24 protein-coding genes are annotated in these 21,656 nt (G+C 55.2%); 8 read left to right on the forward strand and 16 right to left on the reverse strand.

Annotated features, from left to right (window positions below):
• Nucleotides 1–25 precede the first annotated feature (25 nt).
• The 3 genes from BBA90_RS06215 to pyrE all read left to right on the forward strand — a co-directional run bounded on the left by BBA90_RS06215 (nt 26) and on the right by pyrE (nt 1,949).
• Nucleotides 26–442 (forward strand): DUF3574 domain-containing protein, encoded by a 417-nt coding sequence (locus tag BBA90_RS06215; protein ID WP_065648407.1) that lies wholly within the window; start codon nt 26–28, stop codon nt 440–442.
• 98 nt (nt 443–540) lie between these two features.
• Nucleotides 541–1,257, forward strand: a complete 717-nt coding sequence (rph, locus tag BBA90_RS06220) for a ribonuclease PH (RefSeq protein WP_065648408.1) — start codon at nt 541–543, stop codon at nt 1,255–1,257.
• A gap of 50 nt (nt 1,258–1,307) precedes the next feature.
• Nucleotides 1,308–1,949, forward strand: coding sequence for an orotate phosphoribosyltransferase (pyrE, locus tag BBA90_RS06225; RefSeq protein ID WP_039381285.1), 642 nt, complete (start codon nt 1,308–1,310; stop codon nt 1,947–1,949).
• A 74-nt stretch (nt 1,950–2,023) separates the two neighbouring features.
• Here pyrE and slmA read toward each other — a convergent pair whose 3' ends face one another.
• The 3 genes from slmA to coaBC all read right to left on the reverse strand — a co-directional run bounded on the left by slmA (nt 2,024) and on the right by coaBC (nt 4,389).
• Nucleotides 2,024–2,620, reverse strand: a complete 597-nt coding sequence (gene slmA / locus BBA90_RS06230; protein ID WP_065648409.1) for a nucleoid occlusion factor SlmA — start codon at nt 2,618–2,620, stop codon at nt 2,024–2,026.
• 112 nt (nt 2,621–2,732) lie between these two features.
• The gene (gene dut / locus BBA90_RS06235) at nt 2,733–3,191 is read right to left on the reverse strand and encodes a dUTP diphosphatase (protein ID WP_065648410.1); all 459 of its coding nucleotides are present in this window, start codon (nt 3,189–3,191) and stop codon (nt 2,733–2,735) included.
• The gene (coaBC, locus tag BBA90_RS06240; RefSeq protein ID WP_065648411.1) at nt 3,169–4,389 is read right to left on the reverse strand and encodes a bifunctional phosphopantothenoylcysteine decarboxylase/phosphopantothenate--cysteine ligase CoaBC; all 1,221 of its coding nucleotides are present in this window, start codon (nt 4,387–4,389) and stop codon (nt 3,169–3,171) included. Before coaBC ends, dut begins: the two co-directional genes overlap by 23 nt.
• 189 nt (nt 4,390–4,578) lie before the next feature.
• Between coaBC and radC the strand changes: the two genes are divergently transcribed.
• The 4 genes from radC to mutM all read left to right on the forward strand — a co-directional run bounded on the left by radC (nt 4,579) and on the right by mutM (nt 6,782).
• Nucleotides 4,579–5,235, forward strand: a complete 657-nt coding sequence (gene radC, locus BBA90_RS06245; RefSeq protein ID WP_065648412.1) for a RadC family protein — start codon at nt 4,579–4,581, stop codon at nt 5,233–5,235.
• A gap of 243 nt (nt 5,236–5,478) precedes the next feature.
• On the forward strand, nt 5,479–5,715 hold the full coding sequence (gene rpmB / locus BBA90_RS06250) for a 50S ribosomal protein L28 (RefSeq protein ID WP_010616494.1): 237 nt from the start codon (nt 5,479–5,481) through the stop codon (nt 5,713–5,715).
• Nucleotides 5,716–5,726: 11 nt separating this feature from the next.
• Nucleotides 5,727–5,894, forward strand: coding sequence for a 50S ribosomal protein L33 (gene rpmG / locus BBA90_RS06255; RefSeq protein ID WP_001051798.1), 168 nt, complete (start codon nt 5,727–5,729; stop codon nt 5,892–5,894).
• Nucleotides 5,895–5,972: 78 nt separating this feature from the next.
• Nucleotides 5,973–6,782, forward strand: coding sequence for a bifunctional DNA-formamidopyrimidine glycosylase/DNA-(apurinic or apyrimidinic site) lyase (gene mutM / locus BBA90_RS06260; protein ID WP_065648413.1), 810 nt, complete (start codon nt 5,973–5,975; stop codon nt 6,780–6,782).
• Here mutM and coaD read toward each other — a convergent pair whose 3' ends face one another.
• From coaD to BBA90_RS06300, 8 genes are all read right to left on the reverse strand, one after another.
• A complete protein-coding gene (gene coaD, locus BBA90_RS06265) occupies nt 6,783–7,268 on the reverse strand; it encodes a pantetheine-phosphate adenylyltransferase (protein ID WP_065648414.1) in 486 nt (161 codons plus the stop codon).
• Entirely contained in the window at nt 7,265–8,041 is a 777-nt protein-coding gene (locus tag BBA90_RS06270) for a glycosyltransferase family 2 protein (RefSeq protein ID WP_065648415.1), read from the reverse strand. The genes coaD and BBA90_RS06270 overlap by 4 nt, the downstream gene beginning before the upstream one ends.
• A 3-nt stretch (nt 8,042–8,044) precedes the next feature.
• On the reverse strand, nt 8,045–9,319 hold the full coding sequence (gene waaA, locus BBA90_RS06275) for a lipid IV(A) 3-deoxy-D-manno-octulosonic acid transferase (protein ID WP_065648416.1): 1,275 nt from the start codon (nt 9,317–9,319) through the stop codon (nt 8,045–8,047).
• 85 nt (nt 9,320–9,404) lie between these two features.
• On the reverse strand, nt 9,405–10,538 hold the full coding sequence (locus BBA90_RS06280) for a glycosyltransferase family 4 protein (protein ID WP_065648417.1): 1,134 nt from the start codon (nt 10,536–10,538) through the stop codon (nt 9,405–9,407).
• On the reverse strand, nt 10,531–11,607 hold the full coding sequence (rfaQ, locus tag BBA90_RS06285) for a putative lipopolysaccharide heptosyltransferase III (RefSeq protein ID WP_065648418.1): 1,077 nt from the start codon (nt 11,605–11,607) through the stop codon (nt 10,531–10,533). Before rfaQ ends, BBA90_RS06280 begins: the two co-directional genes overlap by 8 nt.
• Nucleotides 11,608–11,679: 72 nt before the next feature.
• On the reverse strand, nt 11,680–12,681 hold the full coding sequence (locus BBA90_RS06290; protein ID WP_075050716.1) for a glycosyltransferase: 1,002 nt from the start codon (nt 12,679–12,681) through the stop codon (nt 11,680–11,682).
• Nucleotides 12,678–13,787, reverse strand: a complete 1,110-nt coding sequence (locus tag BBA90_RS06295; RefSeq protein WP_065648419.1) for a glycosyltransferase family 9 protein — start codon at nt 13,785–13,787, stop codon at nt 12,678–12,680. Before BBA90_RS06295 ends, BBA90_RS06290 begins: the two co-directional genes overlap by 4 nt.
• Nucleotides 13,788–13,829: 42 nt before the next feature.
• Nucleotides 13,830–14,954: a glycosyltransferase gene (locus BBA90_RS06300; RefSeq protein ID WP_065648420.1), complete on the reverse strand. Its 1,125-nt coding sequence runs from the start codon at nt 14,952–14,954 to the stop codon at nt 13,830–13,832.
• Nucleotides 14,955–15,258: 304 nt separating this feature from the next.
• Here BBA90_RS06300 and BBA90_RS06305 point away from each other — a divergent pair, with 304 nt between their 5' ends.
• The gene (locus BBA90_RS06305) at nt 15,259–16,227 is read left to right on the forward strand and encodes a deacetylase (protein WP_065648421.1); all 969 of its coding nucleotides are present in this window, start codon (nt 15,259–15,261) and stop codon (nt 16,225–16,227) included.
• On the opposite strand, the gene BBA90_RS06310 is transcribed toward BBA90_RS06305, so the two are convergent.
• Genes BBA90_RS06310 through rfaF form a run of 5 tightly spaced genes read right to left on the reverse strand, consistent with a single transcriptional unit; the run spans nt 16,215 to nt 21,648 of the window.
• On the reverse strand, nt 16,215–17,216 hold the full coding sequence (locus BBA90_RS06310; RefSeq protein WP_065648422.1) for a glycosyltransferase family 2 protein: 1,002 nt from the start codon (nt 17,214–17,216) through the stop codon (nt 16,215–16,217). The genes BBA90_RS06305 and BBA90_RS06310 overlap by 13 nt on opposite strands.
• The gene (locus BBA90_RS06315; protein ID WP_065648423.1) at nt 17,213–18,469 is read right to left on the reverse strand and encodes an O-antigen ligase family protein; all 1,257 of its coding nucleotides are present in this window, start codon (nt 18,467–18,469) and stop codon (nt 17,213–17,215) included. Before BBA90_RS06315 ends, BBA90_RS06310 begins: the two co-directional genes overlap by 4 nt.
• Entirely contained in the window at nt 18,456–19,637 is a 1,182-nt protein-coding gene (locus tag BBA90_RS06320; RefSeq protein WP_065648424.1) for a glycosyltransferase, read from the reverse strand. Before BBA90_RS06320 ends, BBA90_RS06315 begins: the two co-directional genes overlap by 14 nt.
• Nucleotides 19,634–20,602, reverse strand: a complete 969-nt coding sequence (rfaC, locus tag BBA90_RS06325; RefSeq protein ID WP_065648425.1) for a lipopolysaccharide heptosyltransferase RfaC — start codon at nt 20,600–20,602, stop codon at nt 19,634–19,636. The genes BBA90_RS06320 and rfaC overlap by 4 nt, the downstream gene beginning before the upstream one ends.
• Nucleotides 20,590–21,648, reverse strand: a complete 1,059-nt coding sequence (rfaF, locus tag BBA90_RS06330) for an ADP-heptose--LPS heptosyltransferase RfaF (protein WP_065648426.1) — start codon at nt 21,646–21,648, stop codon at nt 20,590–20,592. Before rfaF ends, rfaC begins: the two co-directional genes overlap by 13 nt.
• Nucleotides 21,649–21,656 lie beyond the last annotated feature (8 nt).

Below are 21,656 nucleotides of genomic sequence, written 5' to 3' on the forward strand. Positions count from 1 at the left end.
GCAAGCATATTACCTGGCGACTATGATGTCCGATCTGTTTCGTAATCTGTATAAATTCTGGTGCAGCCTGATAGTGCTGTTACTGCTGACCGGTTGTCAGACCACGCCGGCGCGTCTGCAGTCGATCCCGCAGCACAACGCACCGGTGGCGCTGTGTGGCACCGGAGAGATGATGATGCAGACCACGTTGTGGCTGAGTGCAGTACCGGAGCAGGAATGGCAGCTGTTTCTGCGCGATGAGCTGATGCCGCGCTTTGGCGATACGCTGACAAGCTATGACGCCGCAGGAAAGGGAGAGGCGCGCCGGGTAGTGGTACTGCTCTATCCACCGGATGTGGACTTTTCTGCCGTGATTGAGCGCGCGCGCGACCGGTATCGTACGCGCTTTAACGCCAGAACCACTACCCGCATTGATACGCTGGTCTGCGCGGCTGTCCGCTGAGCACAAAGAGAATCGTCGATCTGTCCCACGCACGCGGGACAGTGGCGGCTGAAGTCCGTATAATGCGCAGCCAAACTCAAGCAAGCCGGAGAGAACCTATGCGTCCTGCAGGCCGTAGCACTTCTGAAGTGCGTCCCGTTACCCTTACCCGTCACTACACCAGACACGCCGAAGGCTCAGTGCTGGTTGAATTTGGTGAAACCAAAGTGCTCTGCACCGCGACCGTCGAGGAAGGCGTGCCGCGTTTTCTCAAGGGTAAAGGTCAGGGCTGGGTGACCGCAGAATATGGCATGCTGCCGCGTTCAACCCACAGCCGTATGGCGCGCGAAGCGGCCAAAGGCAAGCAGGGTGGCCGTACGCTGGAGATCCAGCGTCTGATTGCCCGCTCGCTGCGTGCTGCGGTCGATCTCACTGCGCTGGGTGAGTACACCATCACGCTGGATTGCGATGTTATTCAGGCGGATGGCGGCACGCGTACCGCGTCAATCACCGGCGCCTGCGTGGCGCTGGCGGACGCGCTGAACGCGCTGGTTGCCGCGGGTAAGCTGAAGAGCAGCCCGCTGAAAGGTATGGTGGCCGCTATCTCTGTTGGCATCGTGGGCAGTGAGGCGCTGTGCGATCTGGAGTATGTTGAAGACTCCGCAGCGGAAACGGATATGAACGTGGTAATGATGGAAGATGGCCGGATGATTGAGGTGCAGGGCACCGCAGAAGGCGAGCCGTTCAGCCATGAGGAGCTGTTAACACTGCTGGCGCTGGCGCGAGGCGGGATTGAACAGTTGATTCAGGCGCAGAAGGCTGCGCTATCCAGTTGATGTACTAAGGCGACCTCCGGGTCGCCTTTTCTTTATTTGAGGAGTGAGAGATGAAAGCCTGGCAGCGTCAGTTTATTGAATTTGCCCTGAATAAAGGGGTGCTGAAATTTGGTGAGTTTACCCTGAAGTCCGGACGAAAAAGCCCCTATTTTTTTAACGCCGGCCTGTTTAACAGCGGGCGCGACCTGGCCCTGCTGGGGCGTTTCTATGCGCAGGCACTGGTTGACGGCGGCGTCAGCTTTGACCTGCTGTTTGGCCCGGCTTATAAAGGTATTCCCATTGCCACTACCACTGCCGTGGCGCTGGCCGATCATCACGATCGCGATGTGCCCTACTGTTTTAACCGTAAAGAAGCCAAAGATCACGGTGAAGGCGGTTTGCTGGTAGGCAGTCCGCTGGAAGGCAAAGTGATGCTGGTTGATGATGTGATTACCGCCGGTACGGCGATCCGCGAATCGATGGACATTATCAGCGCGCATCACGCCACGCTGGCTGGCGTCCTGATTTCACTCGATCGTCAGGAGCGCGGGCGCGGCGAGATTTCAGCGATTCAGGAAGTGGAGCGCGATTATCACTGTACGGTCACCGCCATTATTACCCTGAGCGATCTGATTGATTATCTGGCAGAGAAGCCGGAGATGGCAGATCATCTGGCAAAAGTGCGCGCTTACCGCAACGAGTATGGTATTTAAAACCGCGCTGCGGCCGCCATCCGCGGCGGCCGCAGAAGACGCTTTCAGGCGCACCTGGCCAGACAGGCAGGCGATTAAATCAGCTGCGCGGCTATCAGCTGCCAGCGGCTGTCAAACTCTGCCGTCGGGCTGTAGCGAAATCCGGAACGGACAAAGCGTGACAGCAGGCCTTCGCAGAACGCCAGCAGCTGGCTGGCCAGCAGGGCTTCATCTGTCCGGAATCCCTCTCCGTCGCGGATTTTCTTTTCGCGCATCACCTGACGCATCTGCATCTCAATGCGCTCAAACAGCTGGTTGATACGCTCCTGCAGACGATCCTGTTCAAACATCAGCGCGTGACCGGTCAGGATACGCGTCAGTCCCGGATTACGCTCAACAAAACCCAGAATCAGCTGCGTAATCAGACGCAGCCGTGCCGTGGTCTCTTTTTCATCGTTCAGGATAAGATTGATGCGGGTAATCAGACTGTCTTCGATAAATTCGATCAGACTGTCAAACATCCGTGTCTTGCTGGGGAAGTGGCGGTAGAGAGCCGCCTCGGAGACGCCTACGTTAGCGGCCAGCCTGGCGGTGGTAATTCGCTGGGTGCCATCCCCTGACTCCAGCATCTGCGCCAGCGTCTGCAAAATCTCTTCGCGACGGTTCCTTTTCGCGACTTTTTTCTCTGCCATGACCTTCAACACCCCTGAAATTCATTAAATACAGGCAATACCGGCCTGTCTGCCGCAGGTAATTACCTGCAGAGACATGCGTTAACAAGATGGCTAATTGAAGAGTGGTAACTTACTGACGGCCGGAGTGGCCAAAACCGCCTGCACCGCGATCGCTGGCGTCAAAATCCTCGACCAGATTAAATTCCGCCTGTACCACCGGCACAAACACCAGTTGCGCCAGACGATCGCCCGGCTGCAGGGTAAAGCTCTCCTGACCGCGGTTCCAGACTGAAACCATAAGCTGTCCCTGGTAGTCAGAATCGATCAGGCCGACCAGATTACCGAGCACGATACCGTGCTTGTGGCCGAGGCCGGAGCGCGGCAGGATCACCGCGGCCAGCGTCGGGTCAGCGATGTGAATTGCCAGGCCGGTGGGTACCAGCGTGGTCATGCCTGGCGTAATCTCCAGCGCCTCATCAAGACAGGCGCGTAAGTCGAGACCTGCAGAACCAGAGGTGGCGTAAGCGGGCAGCGGAAAGTCGCTGCCTACGCGCGCATCAAGAATTTTAACGTCTATTTTTTTCATCATAACGGCTGACTATCTCGTCTATTAACTGTTGGCCAAGGAGCGACTTATCGCTGAGCGGTAAGCGCTTTTCGCCCTCCTGCCAGAAAAGGTGAAGCGCATTGGTGTCGCTGTTAAATCCCTGACCCGCCTGCGCGACATCGTTAGCGCAAATCAGATCCAGATTTTTCCGTACGCGTTTTTGCCGCGCGTATTCTTCCACATTCCGGGTTTCGGCGGCAAATCCCACCACATAAGGGCGATTTTCCTGCAGTGCCGCCACGCCGGCAACAATGTCCGGGTTCTTCACCAGCTGCAGTGTGACATTATCGTCGTCACCCTGTTTTTTCATTTTTTCTGCTGCCACGGTTGCCGCGCGATAGTCCGCCACGGCGGCACTGGCGATGAAGATATGCTGCTGACTAATATGCGCCATCACTGCCGCCTGCATCTCCAGCGCGGTTGTGACGTCGATACGCTGCACGCCGGCGGGCACCGGCAGCGTTACCGGACCGGAAACCAGCGTGACGCGGGCACCGCGTCGGGCCGCGGCCGCGGCGATGGCATAGCCCATTTTGCCTGAGCTGTGGTTGCTGATATAGCGCACCGGATCCAGCGCTTCGCGCGTCGGACCTGCGGTAACCATAATACTGAGATGCTGCAGATCGCTGACCGGTTCGGCCCACTCCAGCGCATGCGCCACAATCGCCAGCGGATCGAGCATACGGCCCGGCCCGGTATCGCCGCACGCCTGGCTGCCGCTATCCGGCCCCCAGATCATGACGCCGCGCTGCTGCAGACGCTGCAGATTCTCCTGCGTAATGGCGGCACGGTACATCTGCTGATTCATGGCGGGTACCAGCGCCAGCGGCGCGTCGCTGGCGAGACAGGCAGTGGTCACCAGATCGTTAGCCATACCGGCAGTTATGCGGGCGATTAAATCAGCCGAGGCGGGAGCCAGTACAATCAGGTCCGCCCATTTAGCCAGCTCGATATGGCCCATCGCGGCTTCAGCAGCGGGATCGAGCAGGTCATCAAACACCGGATAGCCGGAGACCGCCTGCAGGCTGAGCGGAGTAATAAAGGCGCGGGCTGCGGAGGTCATCATGACACGCACCTCGGCACCGCGATCGCGCAGACGTCGCACCAGCTCCGGCGCTTTATATGCAGCGATACCGCCGCTGACGCCCAGCAGAATTTTTTTTCCGGCTAATCCAGTCATGTTGTTTGCCTCAACTTAACGCATGATGCCGCACCCGGCGCAGCAGACAGGGCAACTTTATCATAAAACCGTCCGGCCGCCTGTTCACCGGCCGTGCCCTTTGCGAAGCGTCTCTGAAAAGACGAATGCAGGACTGGCATTGCTGACCGCTGGCGCGCATCCTGACTATCAGCCACAGGGAGCAGTGCAATGAATAAACTGGCACCACGGGAAAAACTAATACAGGCGGGCGCAGAAGCGCTAAGTGATGCTGAACTGCTGGCCATCTTTCTGCGTACCGGTACGCGCGGCGTCAGCGTTATGGCGCTGGCCCGGCAGATGCTCAATGAGTTTGGCTCACTTTACCGCATCATGACCGCCAGCGAGCGCGAACTGAGCCTGATTAAAGGCGTTGGCAGAGCAAAGCTGACCCAGCTGCACGCGATAGCAGAGCTGGGACGGCGTTTTTTTGCCAGCCAGCTGGCGCGGGAAAATGTGATGGAGAATCCGCAGGTCACGCGTCACTATCTGCAAAGCGTGCTCGCGCATGAGAAGCGGGAAATTTTTATGGTGCTGTTTCTTGATAACCAGCATCGTGTACTGCAGGCGCAGAAGATGTTTGCCGGCTCAATCAGCAGCGTAGAGGTGCATCCGCGTGAAATTGTGCGGGAGGCGCTGAAACTCAACGCTGCGGCAGTGATTCTGGCGCACAATCATCCTTCGGGACAGGCTGATCCCAGCCGTGCCGATCGCGAGATCACCACAAAAATTGCTCAGGCCTGTGCGCTGCTGAGTATCCGCCTGCTGGACCATCTGGTGATCGGTCACGGCGAGTTTACCTCATTCGCCGAGCGCGGCTGGCTATAGTTTTGCGCCTCAACCGGGCAAAAATGCGGCGTTTTTGCACGATCCAGAGGGATCTTTATCTGTTCGGGACTTGAGCACTTGAGCTGAGCGGCGTATACTACGCCACCTTTGAGAATCTCGGGTTTGGCGTTTGGGCCAGCTTAGCGGGTTCACATGGAACTCGCCTGGCGGGCTAAGGCCTGACGAGGCGGCCAAAACCTATGTTTTTAAAGCTCGAGCTGATTTGATTTTTGGAGAATAGAAATGTCACGAGTCTGCCAGGTAACTGGAAAGCGTCCGGTGACCGGTAACAACCGTTCCCACGCAATGAACGCGACGAAACGCCGTTTCCTGCCGAACCTGCACTCTCACCGTTTCTGGGTTGAGAGCGAGAAGCGCTTCGTTACTCTGCGTGTATCTGCTAAAGGTATGCGTGTTATTGATAAAAAGGGCATCGATACGGTTCTGGCCGAAATCCGCGCCCGTGGTGAGAAGTACTAAGGAACTGAATCATGGCTAAAGGTATTCGTGAGAAGATCAAGCTGGTTTCCTCTGCTGGTACAGGTCACTTCTATACCACCACGAAGAACAAGCGTACTAAACCTGAGAAACTGGAACTGAAAAAGTTCGATCCGGTTGTACGTCAGCACGTGATCTACAAAGAAGCCAAAATTAAGTAATTTTGGTGTTCTTGCGAAAAACCCGGCTCCGGCCGGGTTTTTTGTTTGTGCGCTATGTCAACACGTTGAGGAGATGCGATGCCTGAATTACCTGAGGTAGAAACCAGCCGACGCGGTATTGAGCCTCACCTGGTGGGGGAAACCATTCTGCACGCTATTGTGCGCAATGCGCGCCTGCGCTGGCCGGTTTCCAGTGAAATTCACGCTCTGAGCGATCAGCCGGTGCTGAGCGTGCAGCGGCGGGCAAAGTATCTGCTGCTGGAGCTGCCGCATGGCTGGATCATCATTCATCTCGGCATGTCCGGCAGCCTGCGCATTCTGCCCGGTGAACAGCCGGCTGAAAAGCATGACCACGTCGATCTGGTCATGAGTAACGGCAAAGTGCTGCGTTATACCGATCCCCGACGTTTTGGTGCGTGGCTCTGGAGCGCCGATCCGGCAGGCAGCAGCGTGCTGTCTCATCTCGGACCGGAGCCGCTGAGTGACGCCTTCAGCGGTGACTATCTGTTTACCCGATCGCGCGGCAAGCGCACCGCCATCAAGCAGTGGCTGATGGACAACAAGATTGTGGTCGGGGTAGGCAATATTTACGCCAGTGAGTCGCTGTTTACCGCCGGTATACTGCCGGATCGGGCGGCGGGAAGCCTGAGTGAAGCGGAAACCACGCTGCTGGCGGACACAATAAAAGCGGTGCTGCTGCGCTCCATTGAGCAGGGAGGCACCACGCTGCGCGACTTTTTACAGACTGACGGTAAGCCAGGCTATTTTGCCCAGCAGCTGCAGGTCTATGGCCGCGCCGGCGAGCCCTGCCGCGCCTGCGGCACGCCGATCCTCAGCGGCCGGCATGGACAGCGCAGCACCTTCTGGTGTCCGCACTGCCAGCACTGATCACGGCTGCTGCAGTCTGGTCAGCAGCGCCTGATGAATGACGGCAGGCAGGAATGCCTGCACGTCGCCGCCGTGACGCGCCACCTCTTTTACCAGCGATGACGACACAAACGAGAAGCCCTGCGACGGCAGCAGAAACACCGTCTCCAGCGCGGGCAGCAGGTGGCGGTTCATCTGTGCCAGCTGCGATTCATACTCAAAGTCAGCCACCGCCCGCACGCCGCGTACCAGCACGTTCGCCTGCTGCGCCCGGGCAAAATCAGCCATCAGCTCGTTAAAGCCCACCACCTCAACGTTAGTCAGATGTGCAGTGGCCTGACGCGCTAAATCGACGCGTTCATCCAGCGTAAACAGCGGTTTCTTACCGGGGCTGGCGGCAATCGCCACCACCAGCCGATCAAACATGCGGGCCGCGCGCGTGACGATATCAAGGTGTCCGAGCGTCATCGGGTCAAACGTGCCGGGATATATCGCTTTCGTACTCATACGCGACCTTGTGCAGAAGTATGGTGCAGCGCCCAGAGCGCGGCATATTTATTGAACGTATACTGCGCGTTAACCACTGCCAGGATCCAGCCCTGTTTACCATCAAGAAAGCCGGCACGCAGCAGCAGCGTTTTGGCAAAAGCCCCCAGCGTATGAGAGAAAATGGCGAACAGACCGCAGCGCTTGCCGCGCTGAAAACGCTCCTGCGCCCAGGCTTCGGCATAGTTCATCTGTTTACGCTGAAACGTTATCAGATCGCGGCAGGTAAGGTGTGCCAGATCGCCGGGCAGCGTCACTACAGGCGCACCCTGCGTTTCCAGCGACTCATGCACCAGATTGTCGTTATAGCTGAGATGGCGCGGATAGAGGCGCATCACGCGATCCGGATACCAGCCGCTGTGACGCATGAAACGGCCGAGGAAAAAATTGCTGCGGCTGAGGCTATAGACCGTGGCAGAAGGCGGCTGGCACAGCACCTGTTCAATGGCGTGGCGCAGTGCCGGGGTCACGCGCTCGTCAGCATCCAGCATCAGGATCATCTCTCCGGTGGCGAAGGCCTGCGCGCGCTGGCGCTGTTTGCCATAGCCTGCCCACGGCGGGGCTTCATAGACCTGCGCACCCTGCGCCCGGGCAATCTCTGCGGTGGCGTCACTGCTGCCTGAATCAAGCAGGATAATTTCATCGGCCCAGGCAACGGATGCCAGCGCATCAGGCAGAAGTTCAGCTTCATTCCGGGCGATTATCACGACCGAAAGACGTTGGCGTTGTGACATAAATTAGTGTGCTCGCGGTGGCAGATGAGGCTCCAGCAGCTGCAGCAGGCGCTGCAGCGCGCCCTGATTCTGATGTAAAACTTCAACGGCGTGACGGCCATAATAGCGACGATAGTCATCATCCTGCAGCAGGTTGGCGACCTCTTTTTCCAGTGCAGCGGCATCGCTGACTGTGATCAGCCCTTCAGCCTGCTGTAATTTGGCGCAGATATCTTTGAAGTTCCAGGTGTGCGGTCCCATCAGCACCGGGATGGCATGCGCGGCAGGCTCCAGCGGGTTATGACCGCCGCGTTCAACCAGGCTGCCACCGACAAAGGCGAGATCGGCGATGCCATACAGCAGCATCAGCTCACCCATAGTATCGCCAATCACCACTTCTGTATCGGCAGAAGGAACCGCACCGCTGCTGCGCAGGGTAAAAGTAAAACCGCGCTTTTGCGTCAGATGGCACGCATCTTTAAAACGTTCGGGGTGACGTGGGACCAGAATCAGCAGCAGATCGGGAAACTGCTGCAGCAGCTGGCGATGCGCATCCAGCACAATGGCTTCTTCACCTTCGTGCGTGCTGGTCGCAATCCAGACCGGACGGCGCGATGCCCACTGACGCCGCAGCGTAACGGCTCTGGCCGCCAGCTCTGGCGTCACGGAGATATCAAATTTCAGGCTGCCGGTGACCGCCAGATGCGATCGTTTCAGGCCCAGGCTAAGAAAGCGATCGCCATCTTCGCTATTCTGCGCCGCAATAAGGGTGATGCTCTGCAGCAGATCGCGCATAAAACCGCCCAGCTTTTTATAGCCGCGGGCGGAACGCTCGGAGAGACGGGCGTTGGCGATAACCAGCGGAATGTCGCGCTGGTGCAGGATGCGAATGATATTTGGCCACAGCTCGGTTTCCATGATGATCACCAGGCGCGGATCGACCGTATCCAGAAAACGGTTAATGGCACCGGGCAGATCGTAAGGCAGGTAAACATGGTGCACATCTTTACCAAACGCGGACTGTGCGCGCTCTGAGCCGGTGGGCGTCATGGTGGTCACGGTGATAGGCAGGGACGGATAGCGATGGCGCAGCGCCCGCACCAGCGGTACTGCAGCCAGCGTTTCACCTACCGATACTGAATGCAGCACGATACCGTGCGGCTCAACCTTGCCGGTGCAGTAGCCATACCGCTCTGCCCAGCGTTTACGATAGGCTGGCGCTTTACGACCGCGCAGCCACAGGCGCAGCCAGATAAATGGCTGAATCAGATAGAGCAGGGCGGTATACAGAGTCGTCATAGTTATCGTTACGACATATTCGCGTCAAAAAACCGGAGAAAGGCGGCATACTATCAGAAATTCACCGCCTGCTCACATCACTTCGTCAGCGCTGGCTCAGCACATGCTGATAGAGTGAGGTCAGCGCAGCTGCCAGCCGCTCAGGCCCGTAAGGCTCCACCCGGCGGCGGGCGGCCGCACCCATGCGGTTGTCGACTGACAGCGCAGGCACCGCCAGCACCGCCTCTTTCAACGCGCGGATATCCAGCGCATCACAGACAAAGCCCTCTTCACCGTTGCGGATAAACTCTGCCCCGCCGCAGCCGGTGCTGGTGATCACCGCCAGTCCGCAGGCCATTGCTTCCAGCACTACATTAGGAAACGGGTCGTACAGCGTTGGCAGCAGCAGCGCATCGGCGGCGTGATAGAACGGCTGCACATCCTGCTGGACACCGGCAAAGCGCAGACGATCGAGACAGTTAAGCTGGTTTGCCAGCTGCTGATAGCGCGACAGCTGCTTATCCTGGCCTACCACAATCAGGTAGCGATCGGTTTGTGCGACAGCTTCGATCGCCGCTTTCAGCCCCTTGCGCTCAAAACCGGAGCCAACGTAGATCATCACATGAGCGTCCTGCGGCAGCCGCAGCTGCTGGCGTGCCGAATGGCGCAGGCTGGGTGTCGCGGGCTGAAAGCGTTTGCTGTCAATGGCATTGTGGATCACATGAATGTTGCCGGCATCCAGCGTGAAATGGCGCAGGATATCCTGCTTCACCATCTCTGAATTACAGATCACCGCTTTGAGCGACGGAGCATTAAACATCTCCGCTTCAGCCTGCAGCACATAGCGATGATAAGGGCTGAGTGTGGCGCTCAGACGCTGCCACGGGGAGACAATGCGCGAGCGCTGCTCTAACCAGACCCGATGTACGCCGTCACCGGCACGAAAAATATCGCACCCGGCGATGCGCTCGTGGCTCTGAACAAGGTCAAATTGCTCCCGCTCCCAGCAGGCGCGTGCTGCACGTGCGAAGCCGCGCTCGCGGGAGATACGGCCAAACTTTACCGGATTGCAGATGTGCAGATGCCAGGCGGGATTGGGCGTGCCCTGCCAGCTGCGGGTAATGATATTGAGATCCAGCTGCTCACTATCCAGCGCCTCCAGCGCGCGTGAAATAAAGCGTTCGGCCCCGCCGTCCGGGCGATATTTCTGCCGGACGATAGCCAGACGTATTTTATTCATGCAAATAGCTCCTTGCAGCGGTCAGCACATCGGCGACCGGAATCGCGGAAAGATAGCGCTGCTCCGTGCGGGTATCGATCGAGTCGGGCGACGGCAGCGGTGCATAATCACCCGCCCAGATCACCCGGTTATTATTGCCCCACGGGCGCCAGTGCTGCAGCTTCGTCGGCCCAAACAGCGCCAGGCAGGGCGTATCCAGAGCCGCTGCCATATGCATCGGCGCAGAGTCGACACCAATAAACAGTTGCGCCGCGTCGATCAGCGCAGCCAGCTGCGGCAGTGACAGCTGGCCTGCGAGTGACACCACGCGTGAGGTGGAACAGAGCGACTGGATATGCGCTATCATCGCCAGCTCTTTTTTATCCGGTGCAGCAGTCAGTACCAGGGTGTGCCCTTCATCAGAGAGCGCCGCGATCAGCTGCGCCATCTTTTCATCGTCCCAGCATTTAAATACCCAGCGCGACGTAGGCTGCAGCACAATAAACGGGCCGGCGATCTGCTGCTGCGCCAGCAAAGCAGCTACTTTCTGTCGATCCGCCTCGCTGAAATGCATTGATGCAACTGCGTCCGTTACGTCGATACCGAGCGGCGCCAGCGCGCTCATATTTTGCTCGACCGTATGCAGCTGATGATGCTGCGTTGTGGGTACCCGCTGATTGTGGCACCAGCGCCATAAGGCGTTATCACGTTTGCGGTAGGCAAAGCCGATACGCACTGCGGCACCCGACAGGCCGGTAATAATGGCACTGCGCCACTGATCGGCCAGGTTGACCACCAGATCGTAGCGGCAGGCGCGCACGGCGGAGAGTAGCGCCAGTTCATGGCGCAGTTTCTGTAAGCTGCCCTCTTTTTTCCAGCTGCGATCGATAATATGCAGCTGCCGAATTGCCGGATGCGCTTCCAGCATCGGCCGGGTTTCTTTGTAGAGCAGAACATCGATATGCGCATCAGGATAACGCGCGCGCAGCGCATTGATGACAGGTGTTGTCAGCAACATGTCACCATGATGACGCAGTTTGATCACTAAAATAGATTGTGGTGTGAACCGGGCTGGAATCGGGCTTGCCATACTTATTGATCTCAGGATTCAGTGAGCCGATTGTAGGGCAAACCCGAAAGGGGTTAAAGCGAGCAGTGGTGCTTATTTCTGGCGCCATCGGTAAATACGGCTCAGCCACAGCAGCAGCTGATACCACTGCTTCAGGCCGCGCGCGTTGCGCAGCATACGTTTATGCGTCCCTGTACTGAACAGATCGGCCAGCATCGCCTGTCGCGCATCTGCTTCAGGTTCGCGCCGGATAGCGTGACAGACGCTAAGCGCTTCATGCGTGATCTGGTAGTGAAAGACCGGATAGATGCGGATACGGCGGCGATAACGCTGGTTCAGCTCCTCCAGCATCCGGGCAATTTTCAGGTAGTGACGCTGATACTCTACGTTGCGCTGGCCGGTGCGTTTGCGGTTGCTGATGGAGGCATCATGCATGTAATAGCGATAAAGCACGCGATCGGTATAACGCACGCGCGTTGCGTTAAACATAAATTCAGTGGTCCAGGGAATGTCCTGATGATGCAGGCCGGGCTCAAACAGCAGATTGCAGCGCGTAATCAGCTCACGGCGATAGATGCCCAGCCAGACAACGTGCATGTAACGCCGCGTTTTAAGCGCGGTGTTAAGCCACTCAGGACCGCTCAGCACCGCGGTGCTGGTAAGGCGCTCAAGAGGAATAAGCGGTCTGGTACGCTGGCTTGCTTTGAAATACCACTCGGCATTGCATTGCGCCGCATCCAGCTCATCGCGCTCTGCCATCTCCACCAGCGTCTGATACATTGCCGCATCCATGGTGTCATCGGCATCGGGAAAGCTGACGTACTTACCGCGTGCAATGGCCAGACCGGCATTTCTTGCCCGTGACACGCCACCGTTGGCCTGATGGATCACGCGGATGTGCGGATAACGTGCGGCGTAAGCGTCCGCCTGCTCGCCGGAACCGTCGGTTGAGCCATCATCGACAATGATAATCTCAAGGCTGGTCAGCGTCTGCGCTAACAGCGCCTCAAGGCAGGCAGTAAATTCAGTGCCGGCATTGAACATCGGAATGATAAGACTGAGTAATGGTGCGGAATTTTCTGGCTGGGCTGTCATGAGGTCATTTCATTGTTTCGGCGCGCCAGACGCTGCTGCTGTCGGGTGCGAATAAAATCGTGGATATCGCTCAGCTTACGCTGATCCAGGCTGAAAAGCTGTTCAACCGGATGCGCGAATTCATATTGCGCATCAAAGACAAAAGATGAGGGCGCGATATGGTCGGGACCAATCAGCAGCACATCGCCCAGCGGTCTCTGCTCCTCTACACAGCAGGGGCCATAAATCAGAATAACCGGTACCCGCTGCGCATCGGCAATGTACACATTGCCAGAATCGGAGGCGATATAGAAATCCATTTCGCTGATAACGGCCGGCAGGGCTTCCAGTGATACTTTCCCCACCAGACTGATCAGGTTATCGCGATGCCCCGCTATTTTGAACAACTCCTGAACGCGCGACTGTTCATTCGGTGCACCGAAAGCAAAAAAGGTGCAGTGAAGATCGCTCAGGTGGTCAAACAGGCGTTGCCAGATAGCAGGCGGAATGGTTTTTGCCTGATTACCGGCGGTTACGCTGATACCGATGCGTGTTCCTGCACACGCTGTAATCTCTGCCGGCAGGGCATCAGGTTGCCATAGCGGCAGCGTCGCGTGTTTAGGGTAGCTCTCTTTAGTGAAAGTGCGGTCGGCTAACTTCAGATAGTTTTCAAGGGTCAGCGTATTTTTCTCATGCTGCACCTCGCCGCTTGCAGTGTAATAGAAAAGATTCTGATACCCCTTACGGCGATAGCTGGAGAGAAACTGTTTATTACCCGCATTGCAGCAGGCGGCAATAAACAGATTCAGGTTAGTCGGGTGCAGCAGATATACATTGTCGTAGCGATTGAGCAAATGCCAGACTAATTTGAGCTTTTTAAGCAGGCCGGAACGATACTCTTCGATATACCAGATGTGTTCAAGGGTGGCGTCATGGCTGGCGAGCGGCGCAACACTCTTGCTCAGCAGCGCATCGCTTTTTCCCAGATGCGTTAGCAATGGAGTGATATTAATAAAATCGCCTATCTTGGCGGTCTGAATCACCAGGTTTTTTCCGCTACGCGACTGAAACAGCTTCATTACCCATTTAATCGGGCAAAAAATGATAAATATAATAATGTAGGTCAAGCAATTATCCCCATATTCTGGCCGCACCCCGGTGGGGATGTCTTAATTCGAAACATGGCGTGCCTTTGAAAATGATTTTTCTGTTACAGGATCCAGCTGCAGATATTGCTGACAAATGTTAGCCAGACTATAAATGCTCAAATCGATATGTTGCAAATCAGGGGGATTGGTATACACATCGTGCATTTTTTCTGCCAGCGACGCGGCATTCATATCAGCCAGGCACCGGGACAGTGGGCCGGTCAGGATTTCAGCAGGGCCACCGGGACAGCGTGTACTGACCACCGCCGTGCCACAATGCAACGCTTCAACCAGCACATTACCAAACCCTTCGCTATCTGAGCTCACAATCAGCATATGAGCATGGCGGATCCACGGATAAGGGTTTTGCTGAAAGCCTTCAAAACGGACGCGCTCTGAAATGCCTAAGTCCCGCGCCTGCTGGCGTAACGCATCCAGGAGTTTCGCGCTGCCCTGTCCCAGCAAAATCAGAGGCGCCGTTATGCCGCTACGCGCATAGGCGTCGAGCAAACGGTCCTGACGTTTTGCCTCATGAATACGTCCTACGTGGACAAGATAATCCTGGCCCGCCAGCGGGCAGGGCTCAGCTGCCAGCCGGTCGAGCTGTTCAAAATCGAAAGGATTGAAAATAACGCGGGTCAGGCGCGGTGTGACGCCGACGTTCTCTACCAGATCATTAATAACATGCTGCGATACGCCCACCAGCTGTCGGCCCTGATAGACGTAACGTATTTTTATCTGTTTCAGCCAGCGGGAAAAACCTGTTTTCCGGCCCAGATAGGAGGCAGAAAAAACACCGTGCAGGCAGTACCAGGTTTTCGCTGAATCCAGCGAGCGGGCCCGTCTGACGATACGATCGGTCTTATGTAAATGCGAAAATATTAAATCAAATTTGCCGTTCAGCGCTTCACTCTGGCGTACCGCATCGTCAAGTAACCGCGCACGGCGTACGGTTTCTGTCATTCTTCGCCACGGACGGGAGCTGTGATCGCATACCACCTGATAATCCACGCCTGCAGGAATAGGGTAATCGCAGATTTTTCGCAGAGAGAAGATCGAGACCCGGTGTCCCAGCGAAACGAAACCCTCAGCCAGCGTTAAGACGACTTTTTCGGCGCCGCCACCGGGCAAACCATCGATCACCATTAAAATGCGTTTCGACAAATTATATACCTCTGCCTGCCTGTCAGCTTGCTAATGAAACTGCGCTGCTATCTTTCCGATACGATCAATTTATCGTAAAACACATGGATTATATAAAAATCCAGCCATAACAGCGTGCTGCTGGCCGCTACAGATAAATTCAGCCTGCTTTTTATCCGGACTGATCTGGTTTAACCAGCACCGGAGTGCTCTTCCCTGGCTCAGACAGCTGCGCTGGAAAAGTTTGCGCCTGCCACGGACGGTGCGTAACATAGTGACGATAATAGTGAAATATACCGGACAAGTTATGGAAAAGCCTGCCTTTTTGATTACCCTGGATACTGAAGGTGATAACCTGTGGCGCAACCGCAGCGGAAAGGTAACAACGCATAACGTCAGTTTCCTGCCCCGCTTTCAGATGCTATGCGAAAAGTACGGCTTCAGGCCTACCTGGCTGACCAATTACGAAATGGCGAGCGACCCTGCCTATGTGGAGTTCGGGCGGGATTTGCTGGCCCGCGGACAGGGGGAGATTGGTATGCATCTTCACGCCTGGTATAGCCCACCGGAATATAAACTGACGCAGGACGACTGGCGTTATCAACCCTATCTGATTGAGTATCCCGAGGCCGTTTTACGCGATAAAGTCGCCTTTATGACGGCGTTGCTGGAGGAGGCATTTCAGCAAAAAATGACCAGTCATCGCGCTGGCCGCTGGGCCTTTAACGAAGTGTATGCTCAGGCTTTAATCGATAACGGGTATCTGGTGGACTGCTCCGTCACCCCGCGGGTTAGCTGGCGTCATTCATCCGGCGCCCCGCAGGGGAACGGAGGCACTGACTACAGTCGCTTCCCCGATCGCGCTTACTATATAGACACCAGCGATATCTCAAAGCCCGGCGACAGTCCGCTGCTTGAATTGCCCATGAGCATTCAGTATCGCTATGGCCCAATGACCAATCGGTTTAAAAAGGCGTGGAATCAGCTGCGCGGTAAGCCGCGCGGACCTTCTGTCAACTGGCTGCGCCCGACCGGTGGCAACCTGAATGAAATGAAAAAGGTTGCCGCACAGACGCTCGATCAGGGCAGTGATTATATCGAGTTTATGCTTCACTCTTCTGAGTTCATGCCAGACGGCAGCCCTACATTTAAAACTGAGGCGGACATCGACAGGCTGTACAGCGATCTGGAGCAGCTGTTTATCTGGCTCCAGCCACGTGTACAGGGCATGACGCTGACCGAGTATGCCTTACATAAAAAAGGTCAGGCACGCTGATGCGTTTCAGAGCGGCGCTTTCTGAACAGGCCGTTCAGGTATGAGAAAAAGGTATCAACCTGAGGAAAGCGCAACTGCAGATATTTTTTTGTCCTGCAGTTGCCCTGGCAAATCACTGCCGCTGAGCGGAAAAGCGCGAGAGTAGAGTGCTCGTAATAGTAATAGCCGTAGACAATTTTCGACATGGTCTTTATTTCATTAAAGCAGTCCAGCACCATAAATGACGCCAGACGCTGATGAGCTTTATCTTTCTTTTCTGCCCAGATGAGCATTTTCTGCATGGCAAAGGTAAGATCGGCGATATCACTTTTTCTGACATTGCGTGTTATACCGCTCTTATTATCGCGATAGAAATAAAGCGTATTATCCAGATGCGCAATGTTGTCTGTTTTGAAATAGATAAAAGGTGTAAAAATCACATCTTCGTAGCGCCTGCCCGATGCAAAACGTTCATCACTCAGTAGAGCACGACGGTAAACCCGGTTCCACAAATGCCACATCGATTTTTTAAACAGAGGCTCAAGGCAGTTCACGCCCGAGGACTGAAAGTCATAGGCGATACGTTTCACATCGAGGGTTTCCATCTCCTCAGGTGGCTGTCGTTCAAAACGCGCATAGTTGAAATCGATTAAATCATCATTATCAGTCAGCAACAGCGGCCTGATAACAGCAATATAGTGCCTGCTGATCATATCGTCTGCATCGATAAATGTGACAAACGTTCCCCTGGCGTGCTGCAGACCGATATTACGCGTATCAGCAATGCCGCAGTTTTTCTGCTGCAGAAACAGCACTGCTTCATGCTGTTGGGTCTGCAAAAAAGTGCCAATTATGCCCGCTGAGTTATCCTCTGAACCATCATCAATAATGATGACTTCAATATCAGGTTCAAGCTGCGTAAACAGCGACTGCAGGCAGGGAAGAATAAACTCCCCTGCATTAAAGCAGGGGATAATGATGCTCAGAACGGGCGGGCTCGATTTTGTCATTGATGTTTTTCCTGATGATGCGAACCTTTCATCATGAAGAAAACAAATATAATTGTCAGACAGTAGATGAGGGTACATTCTGTACTAAAGAAAATCACATCACTTAGCCCATAACCTATCAGCGCCAGCGTCAGGGTCAGTAAAAGCGCATTTCCGCCACGTCTGAATGCATAAACCAGCAGCATAATATAGAAGTTCACCAGTGCCAGCGCGCCTGCTATTCCTTTTATCGAAAAGGTTTCCAGTACTTCATTATGCATATGAACAGTCAGGTAAGGTAATGCGCCATACAGCTGCGGCTGTTGCTGAATAATCTGTTTTGCCAGCAAAGCCCGATGTTCTGCTGACTGGCCCGCAGGGGAATGTATGCCGGTTTTCAGCGCGATAATCTGCATGCTTAAGCGGGAGACAACTGAATTTTCTCCGCGGTTTTTATGCATATCCGCAATATTTTGCTGAAACTCATCGATGCGATTAGCTATCTTGTCTTTAAATATCAGCGAACCTGCGATAAAAAGTACGGGAATAATGACAAAAAGCGCAACTTTATAGCTTCTGCTGATAACATTTTTTGAAAATAAGATGAGTATCAGGGCCAGTACAGGAAAAACAAGCATTGCCGCGCGCGTACCGGTCAGAATAATAGCAAGATAACTAAACAAAAAAGCCGCAGGAAAAAGGAAAAGCTTCACTTTATTTTTCTGCAGTAAAATTGCCTTGAGGAAAACTAAATTGACAGCGCTGATGATATAGGCGGCCATAGTCGCCCGGTCAAAGTTCAGCTCTACGCGACGCAGATGCAGCCAGGCGCCCTGATAGATAGCATAGGCATTAACCGCCAGGCCAGTCAGAATTGCGGCAAGAATAGCCTTGCTGCGTAGGTCACTTTTATCATTTAAGACAAAAAAGAGAATAAGTGCGGCCGATATCTGTAAGCGGCCCGTTGACTGATACTGGCGATAGAGACTGATAAAATCGCCTGGCTGCTTATAAACCACAGTCCAGATGATACTGGCGATGCCCACCAGCAACATGGCCGCAGGTAACGCGATATTTATTCGCAATTTAGCGTAATACAAGGCATGGGTAGCTATGACAATGAAAGCAATATAACTGGTTATATAAAATACATTGCGGCCAAAGCTGCCGCCAAAGGGCGCGGTGAGCAGTGCCGTTGCGCATCCAAAAAATATCAGGGTACTTATTGCAGCGTGGGGGGCTTCGCGCCTTGCCAGGTAATTACTGATGTGCATTTTTTATATTCGCAATTTCGTTTAAGGAACTTTCTATTTCATCTCTGAAATACGCATAATCAAAGTGAGTCATTGTCCAGTTTTTAGCGTTTTCACTGTATGCCTGATAGTTCTCTTTTTGTATCAGAAATTCAAACGCATCGGCACAATCGATATGAGAAAGCAGCATCGGTTCAGTCATGGTATCTTTTATCGGATCGTATACCTGATAAGGAAAGTCAACGTCAATCCCCGTAAGCTGCTGGTGTTCACTTAAAGAAACCCGGGGTGATAAGCCAATGCCACAAATTTTGTCGGCAATCACTTCAGGCTGCCCGTCGACAAAAGGGAAAATCACAGGTACGCCAAAATAAAGGGCTTCCATACAGGACAGACCAAAAGGCTCGGTCACTGGCGTACTCATATAAATATCAACGCGATTGAAAAAGTCGGCAATATTATGCTGAAAACCGCTGAACCTGACATGCTCTGATATGCCAAGCCGCTGCGCTAAATCTTCAAATGCTTCACGATCGGGGCCTTTTCCGGCAACTTCAAGCGTGACATTATGCCCGCGCGTTAGCAGCTCTTTCGTCATCAAAAGCGAAACAGAGATCCCCTTCAGGCCAACCTGACGCGATGCGGTTCCGATTCTGATCGGCTGGCGGAGTTGCCGCACTGCAGGATCGATTCCCTGAGGCGTGACCAGACGGTTAATCACAACTTTATGCAGGCAGGGCAGATTGAAACGGTGCTGCATTACTCTGGACGACGCTCCGGAGGCTGAAATAACCCCATCCAGCATGGCCATAAACGCAAGCGTTTTACCGTTCTTTGGATAACGCCATGAACAGCCGTGATCGTAATAAACCAGTTTCGCCTTGCGGGGTTTAGCGGTAAGCCGGGGAACCAGATCCCACACAATAATCATATCGGCATTACTGGCATTTACGCGTTTTTGCAGCAGATGCTTGCGCAGGAACTGCGGGCTTTTTAAAGGAAAGTGCGGAAACAGCCGGTTAGCAAAGGTAACGTGCTGCCGGGGCATCTGCTGCAAAATATCCGGGTCGATCTGATTACTGATGCAGATAACGTCATCGTTTCCGTCAGAAACATCATTGATGTACTGAAGAAACAGCCGTTCAACGCCGCCCATTTTGCCTAAATTGATAATGTGCAATTTCTTCATGCTAACACCTGCTTTAACGTCTCCAGCACCGTGTCAGGTTGGATATCTGCCATCCTGTCACCCTGAACCGGGCGCAGCGCGTGCTGGTTTCTGCCATAGCCGCCAATCAGCCCCGGATCGGTCGGACCAAACAGCGTAATATTGGGTCTGTCCAGTGCGGCGGTCAGATGGCTGAGCCCGGTGTCCACAGAGACTACCGCGCGCGCGCCGGCCAGCTGCTGAGCCACCTGTTCCAGCGTCAGTTTTGGCAAGACTTCCACATGGGAAAAGCCTTCCGCCAGCCGCTGCGCACGCTGCTGTTCATGTATTGCGCCCCACGGCAGCCTGATCTGCAGGCCGGTCGGCTGCAGCAGCGTAATCAGCTCACGCCAGTGTGCTTCCGGCCAGTGTTTGTTGTCGCGGGTTGTGGCGTGTAAAAACACCAGCCAGGGCTGTACTGTTGCGGGCCGGGGAGTCAGAAAATGTGCCGCAATGGCATAATCACCCTGGGTGGCGGGTTTTTCATAGCCGAGACTTTTCGCAAACAGCTCGCGCGTGCGCTCAACGGCGTGCTGTTGCTTGCTGATCTCATGGCGCCTGTCGTACCACCAGCTGGCAAAAGGCTCGCGCGCGCTGCGGCTGTCCAGGCCATGTTTTGTGCCGGTTGCCAGACGCGTCACCAGTGCGGCGCTTTTAATTAAGCCCTGTGCATCAATGACCACATCATACTGGCGCGACTGCAAATTGCGCTTAAACGCGACGCGCTCTTCGCGCTGCTGGCTGCCAAACCAGTGTTTGCGCCAGCGCCGGATCGCGACCGGCAGCACCTTATCTACAGCAGGATGCCAGCCGGGGATCTGAGCAAAATTTTCTTCGACGACCCAGTCAAAGCGTATGCCTGGCAGTGCCTGCATCGCATCGGTAAGCGCGGGCAGCGTATGAAGGACATCCCCCATCGAAGAGGTTTTAACGATTAAAACGCGCATGTCTGCTCCTGCGCCGGCTGCAGCAGCGCGCTCAGGGTCTGATGCACGCGCGCAGGCGTGATGTCGATCAGACTCTGATGATACCCTTCAGCGGCATCGCCTTTACGCACCGTGTGATAGCCGCTGATCAACCGGATAACGCGTGCCTGGCGGGAAAGTGGCGGCGTGAAGTCCGGGCTGCTCGGGCCATACAGCGCGACCAGCGGTCGGTTGAGCGCAGCTGCAATGTGCATCAGACCGGAATCGTTGCTGACCACGGCACGACAATGGGCGAGCAGGATCACCGCCTGCTCCAGCTGCGTCTCGCCCGCCAGATTTTTACCGTGCGCGCGTAACGGATCAGGCAGCGCCTGCAGAATGGACTCACCGGTATCGCGATCTTTGGCTGAGCCAAACAGCACGACCTGGTAGCCCTCTGCAATCAGCTGTTCTGCCAGGGCGGCATAGTGATAATGCGGCCAGCGTTTCGCCGGCCCGAACTCTGCGCCCGGACAAAAGCCGATAACCGGACGATCGGCGGAGAGGCCAAACTGCGCGGCTGTCATGCGCTTTTCATCGTCCTCTACGCGCAGCTGCGGCCAGAGCAGAGGCTGCGGCAGTTGCTCAGCTGAGGTAACCGGCGTGTCATACGCCAGAGCAACATAGCGCTCTACCATCAGCGGAAACGCCGCTTTGTCCAGTACCCGCACATCATTGAGCACGCCGTAGCGCATTTCACCGCGCCAGCCGGTGCGTCGCGGAATGCCAGCGAAAAACGGCACCAGCGCCGACTTAAATGAATTCGGCAAGACGTAAGCGCGGTCGTAACCGCTGGCTTGCAGGGTTTTGCCAAGACGACGGCGCTCGCCCAGCGCCAGCGCGCCGTGTCCCAGCGGCATCGCCAGCGCCTGATTCACTTCCGGCATGCGTGACAGCAGCGGGCGGCACCAGGCGGGTGCCATAACATCAATGACCGCATCAGGATGCGCCACCTTGAGAGTGCGATAGAGACTTTGCGACATCATCATATCGCCGACCCAGGAAGGGCCAATAACCAGAATTTTCATCGCTGATG

It is taken from the genome of Pantoea eucrina, from assembly GCF_001691555.1.
Taxonomy (GTDB): Bacteria; Pseudomonadota; Gammaproteobacteria; order Enterobacterales; family Enterobacteriaceae; genus Pantoea; species Pantoea borealis.

What these genes read in the sequence shown, in the direction of transcription:
- BBA90_RS06215 (WP_065648407.1), top strand. Translation starts at nt 26, where the DNA reads ATGTCCGATCTGTTTCGTAATCTGTATAAATTCTGGTGCAGCCTGATA.
- rph (WP_065648408.1), top strand. Translation starts at nt 541, where the DNA reads ATGCGTCCTGCAGGCCGTAGCACTTCTGAAGTGCGTCCCGTTACCCTT.
- pyrE (WP_039381285.1), top strand. Translation starts at nt 1,308, where the DNA reads ATGAAAGCCTGGCAGCGTCAGTTTATTGAATTTGCCCTGAATAAAGGG.
- slmA (WP_065648409.1), bottom strand. Translation starts at nt 2,620, where the DNA reads ATGGCAGAGAAAAAAGTCGCGAAAAGGAACCGTCGCGAAGAGATTTTG.
- dut (WP_065648410.1), bottom strand. Translation starts at nt 3,191, where the DNA reads ATGATGAAAAAAATAGACGTTAAAATTCTTGATGCGCGCGTAGGCAGC.
- coaBC (WP_065648411.1), bottom strand. Translation starts at nt 4,389, where the DNA reads ATGACTGGATTAGCCGGAAAAAAAATTCTGCTGGGCGTCAGCGGCGGT.
- radC (WP_065648412.1), top strand. Translation starts at nt 4,579, where the DNA reads ATGAATAAACTGGCACCACGGGAAAAACTAATACAGGCGGGCGCAGAA.
- rpmB (WP_010616494.1), top strand. Translation starts at nt 5,479, where the DNA reads ATGTCACGAGTCTGCCAGGTAACTGGAAAGCGTCCGGTGACCGGTAAC.
- rpmG (WP_001051798.1), top strand. Translation starts at nt 5,727, where the DNA reads ATGGCTAAAGGTATTCGTGAGAAGATCAAGCTGGTTTCCTCTGCTGGT.
- mutM (WP_065648413.1), top strand. Translation starts at nt 5,973, where the DNA reads ATGCCTGAATTACCTGAGGTAGAAACCAGCCGACGCGGTATTGAGCCT.
- coaD (WP_065648414.1), bottom strand. Translation starts at nt 7,268, where the DNA reads ATGAGTACGAAAGCGATATATCCCGGCACGTTTGACCCGATGACGCTC.
- BBA90_RS06270 (WP_065648415.1), bottom strand. Translation starts at nt 8,041, where the DNA reads ATGTCACAACGCCAACGTCTTTCGGTCGTGATAATCGCCCGGAATGAA.
- waaA (WP_065648416.1), bottom strand. Translation starts at nt 9,319, where the DNA reads ATGACGACTCTGTATACCGCCCTGCTCTATCTGATTCAGCCATTTATC.
- BBA90_RS06280 (WP_065648417.1), bottom strand. Translation starts at nt 10,538, where the DNA reads ATGAATAAAATACGTCTGGCTATCGTCCGGCAGAAATATCGCCCGGAC.
- rfaQ (WP_065648418.1), bottom strand. Translation starts at nt 11,607, where the DNA reads ATGGCAAGCCCGATTCCAGCCCGGTTCACACCACAATCTATTTTAGTG.
- BBA90_RS06290 (WP_075050716.1), bottom strand. Translation starts at nt 12,681, where the DNA reads ATGACAGCCCAGCCAGAAAATTCCGCACCATTACTCAGTCTTATCATT.
- BBA90_RS06300 (WP_065648420.1), bottom strand. Translation starts at nt 14,954, where the DNA reads ATGGTGATCGATGGTTTGCCCGGTGGCGGCGCCGAAAAAGTCGTCTTA.
- BBA90_RS06305 (WP_065648421.1), top strand. Translation starts at nt 15,259, where the DNA reads ATGGAAAAGCCTGCCTTTTTGATTACCCTGGATACTGAAGGTGATAAC.
- BBA90_RS06310 (WP_065648422.1), bottom strand. Translation starts at nt 17,216, where the DNA reads ATGACAAAATCGAGCCCGCCCGTTCTGAGCATCATTATCCCCTGCTTT.
- BBA90_RS06315 (WP_065648423.1), bottom strand. Translation starts at nt 18,469, where the DNA reads ATGCACATCAGTAATTACCTGGCAAGGCGCGAAGCCCCCCACGCTGCA.
- BBA90_RS06320 (WP_065648424.1), bottom strand. Translation starts at nt 19,637, where the DNA reads ATGAAGAAATTGCACATTATCAATTTAGGCAAAATGGGCGGCGTTGAA.
- rfaC (WP_065648425.1), bottom strand. Translation starts at nt 20,602, where the DNA reads ATGCGCGTTTTAATCGTTAAAACCTCTTCGATGGGGGATGTCCTTCAT.
- rfaF (WP_065648426.1), bottom strand. Translation starts at nt 21,648, where the DNA reads ATGAAAATTCTGGTTATTGGCCCTTCCTGGGTCGGCGATATGATGATG.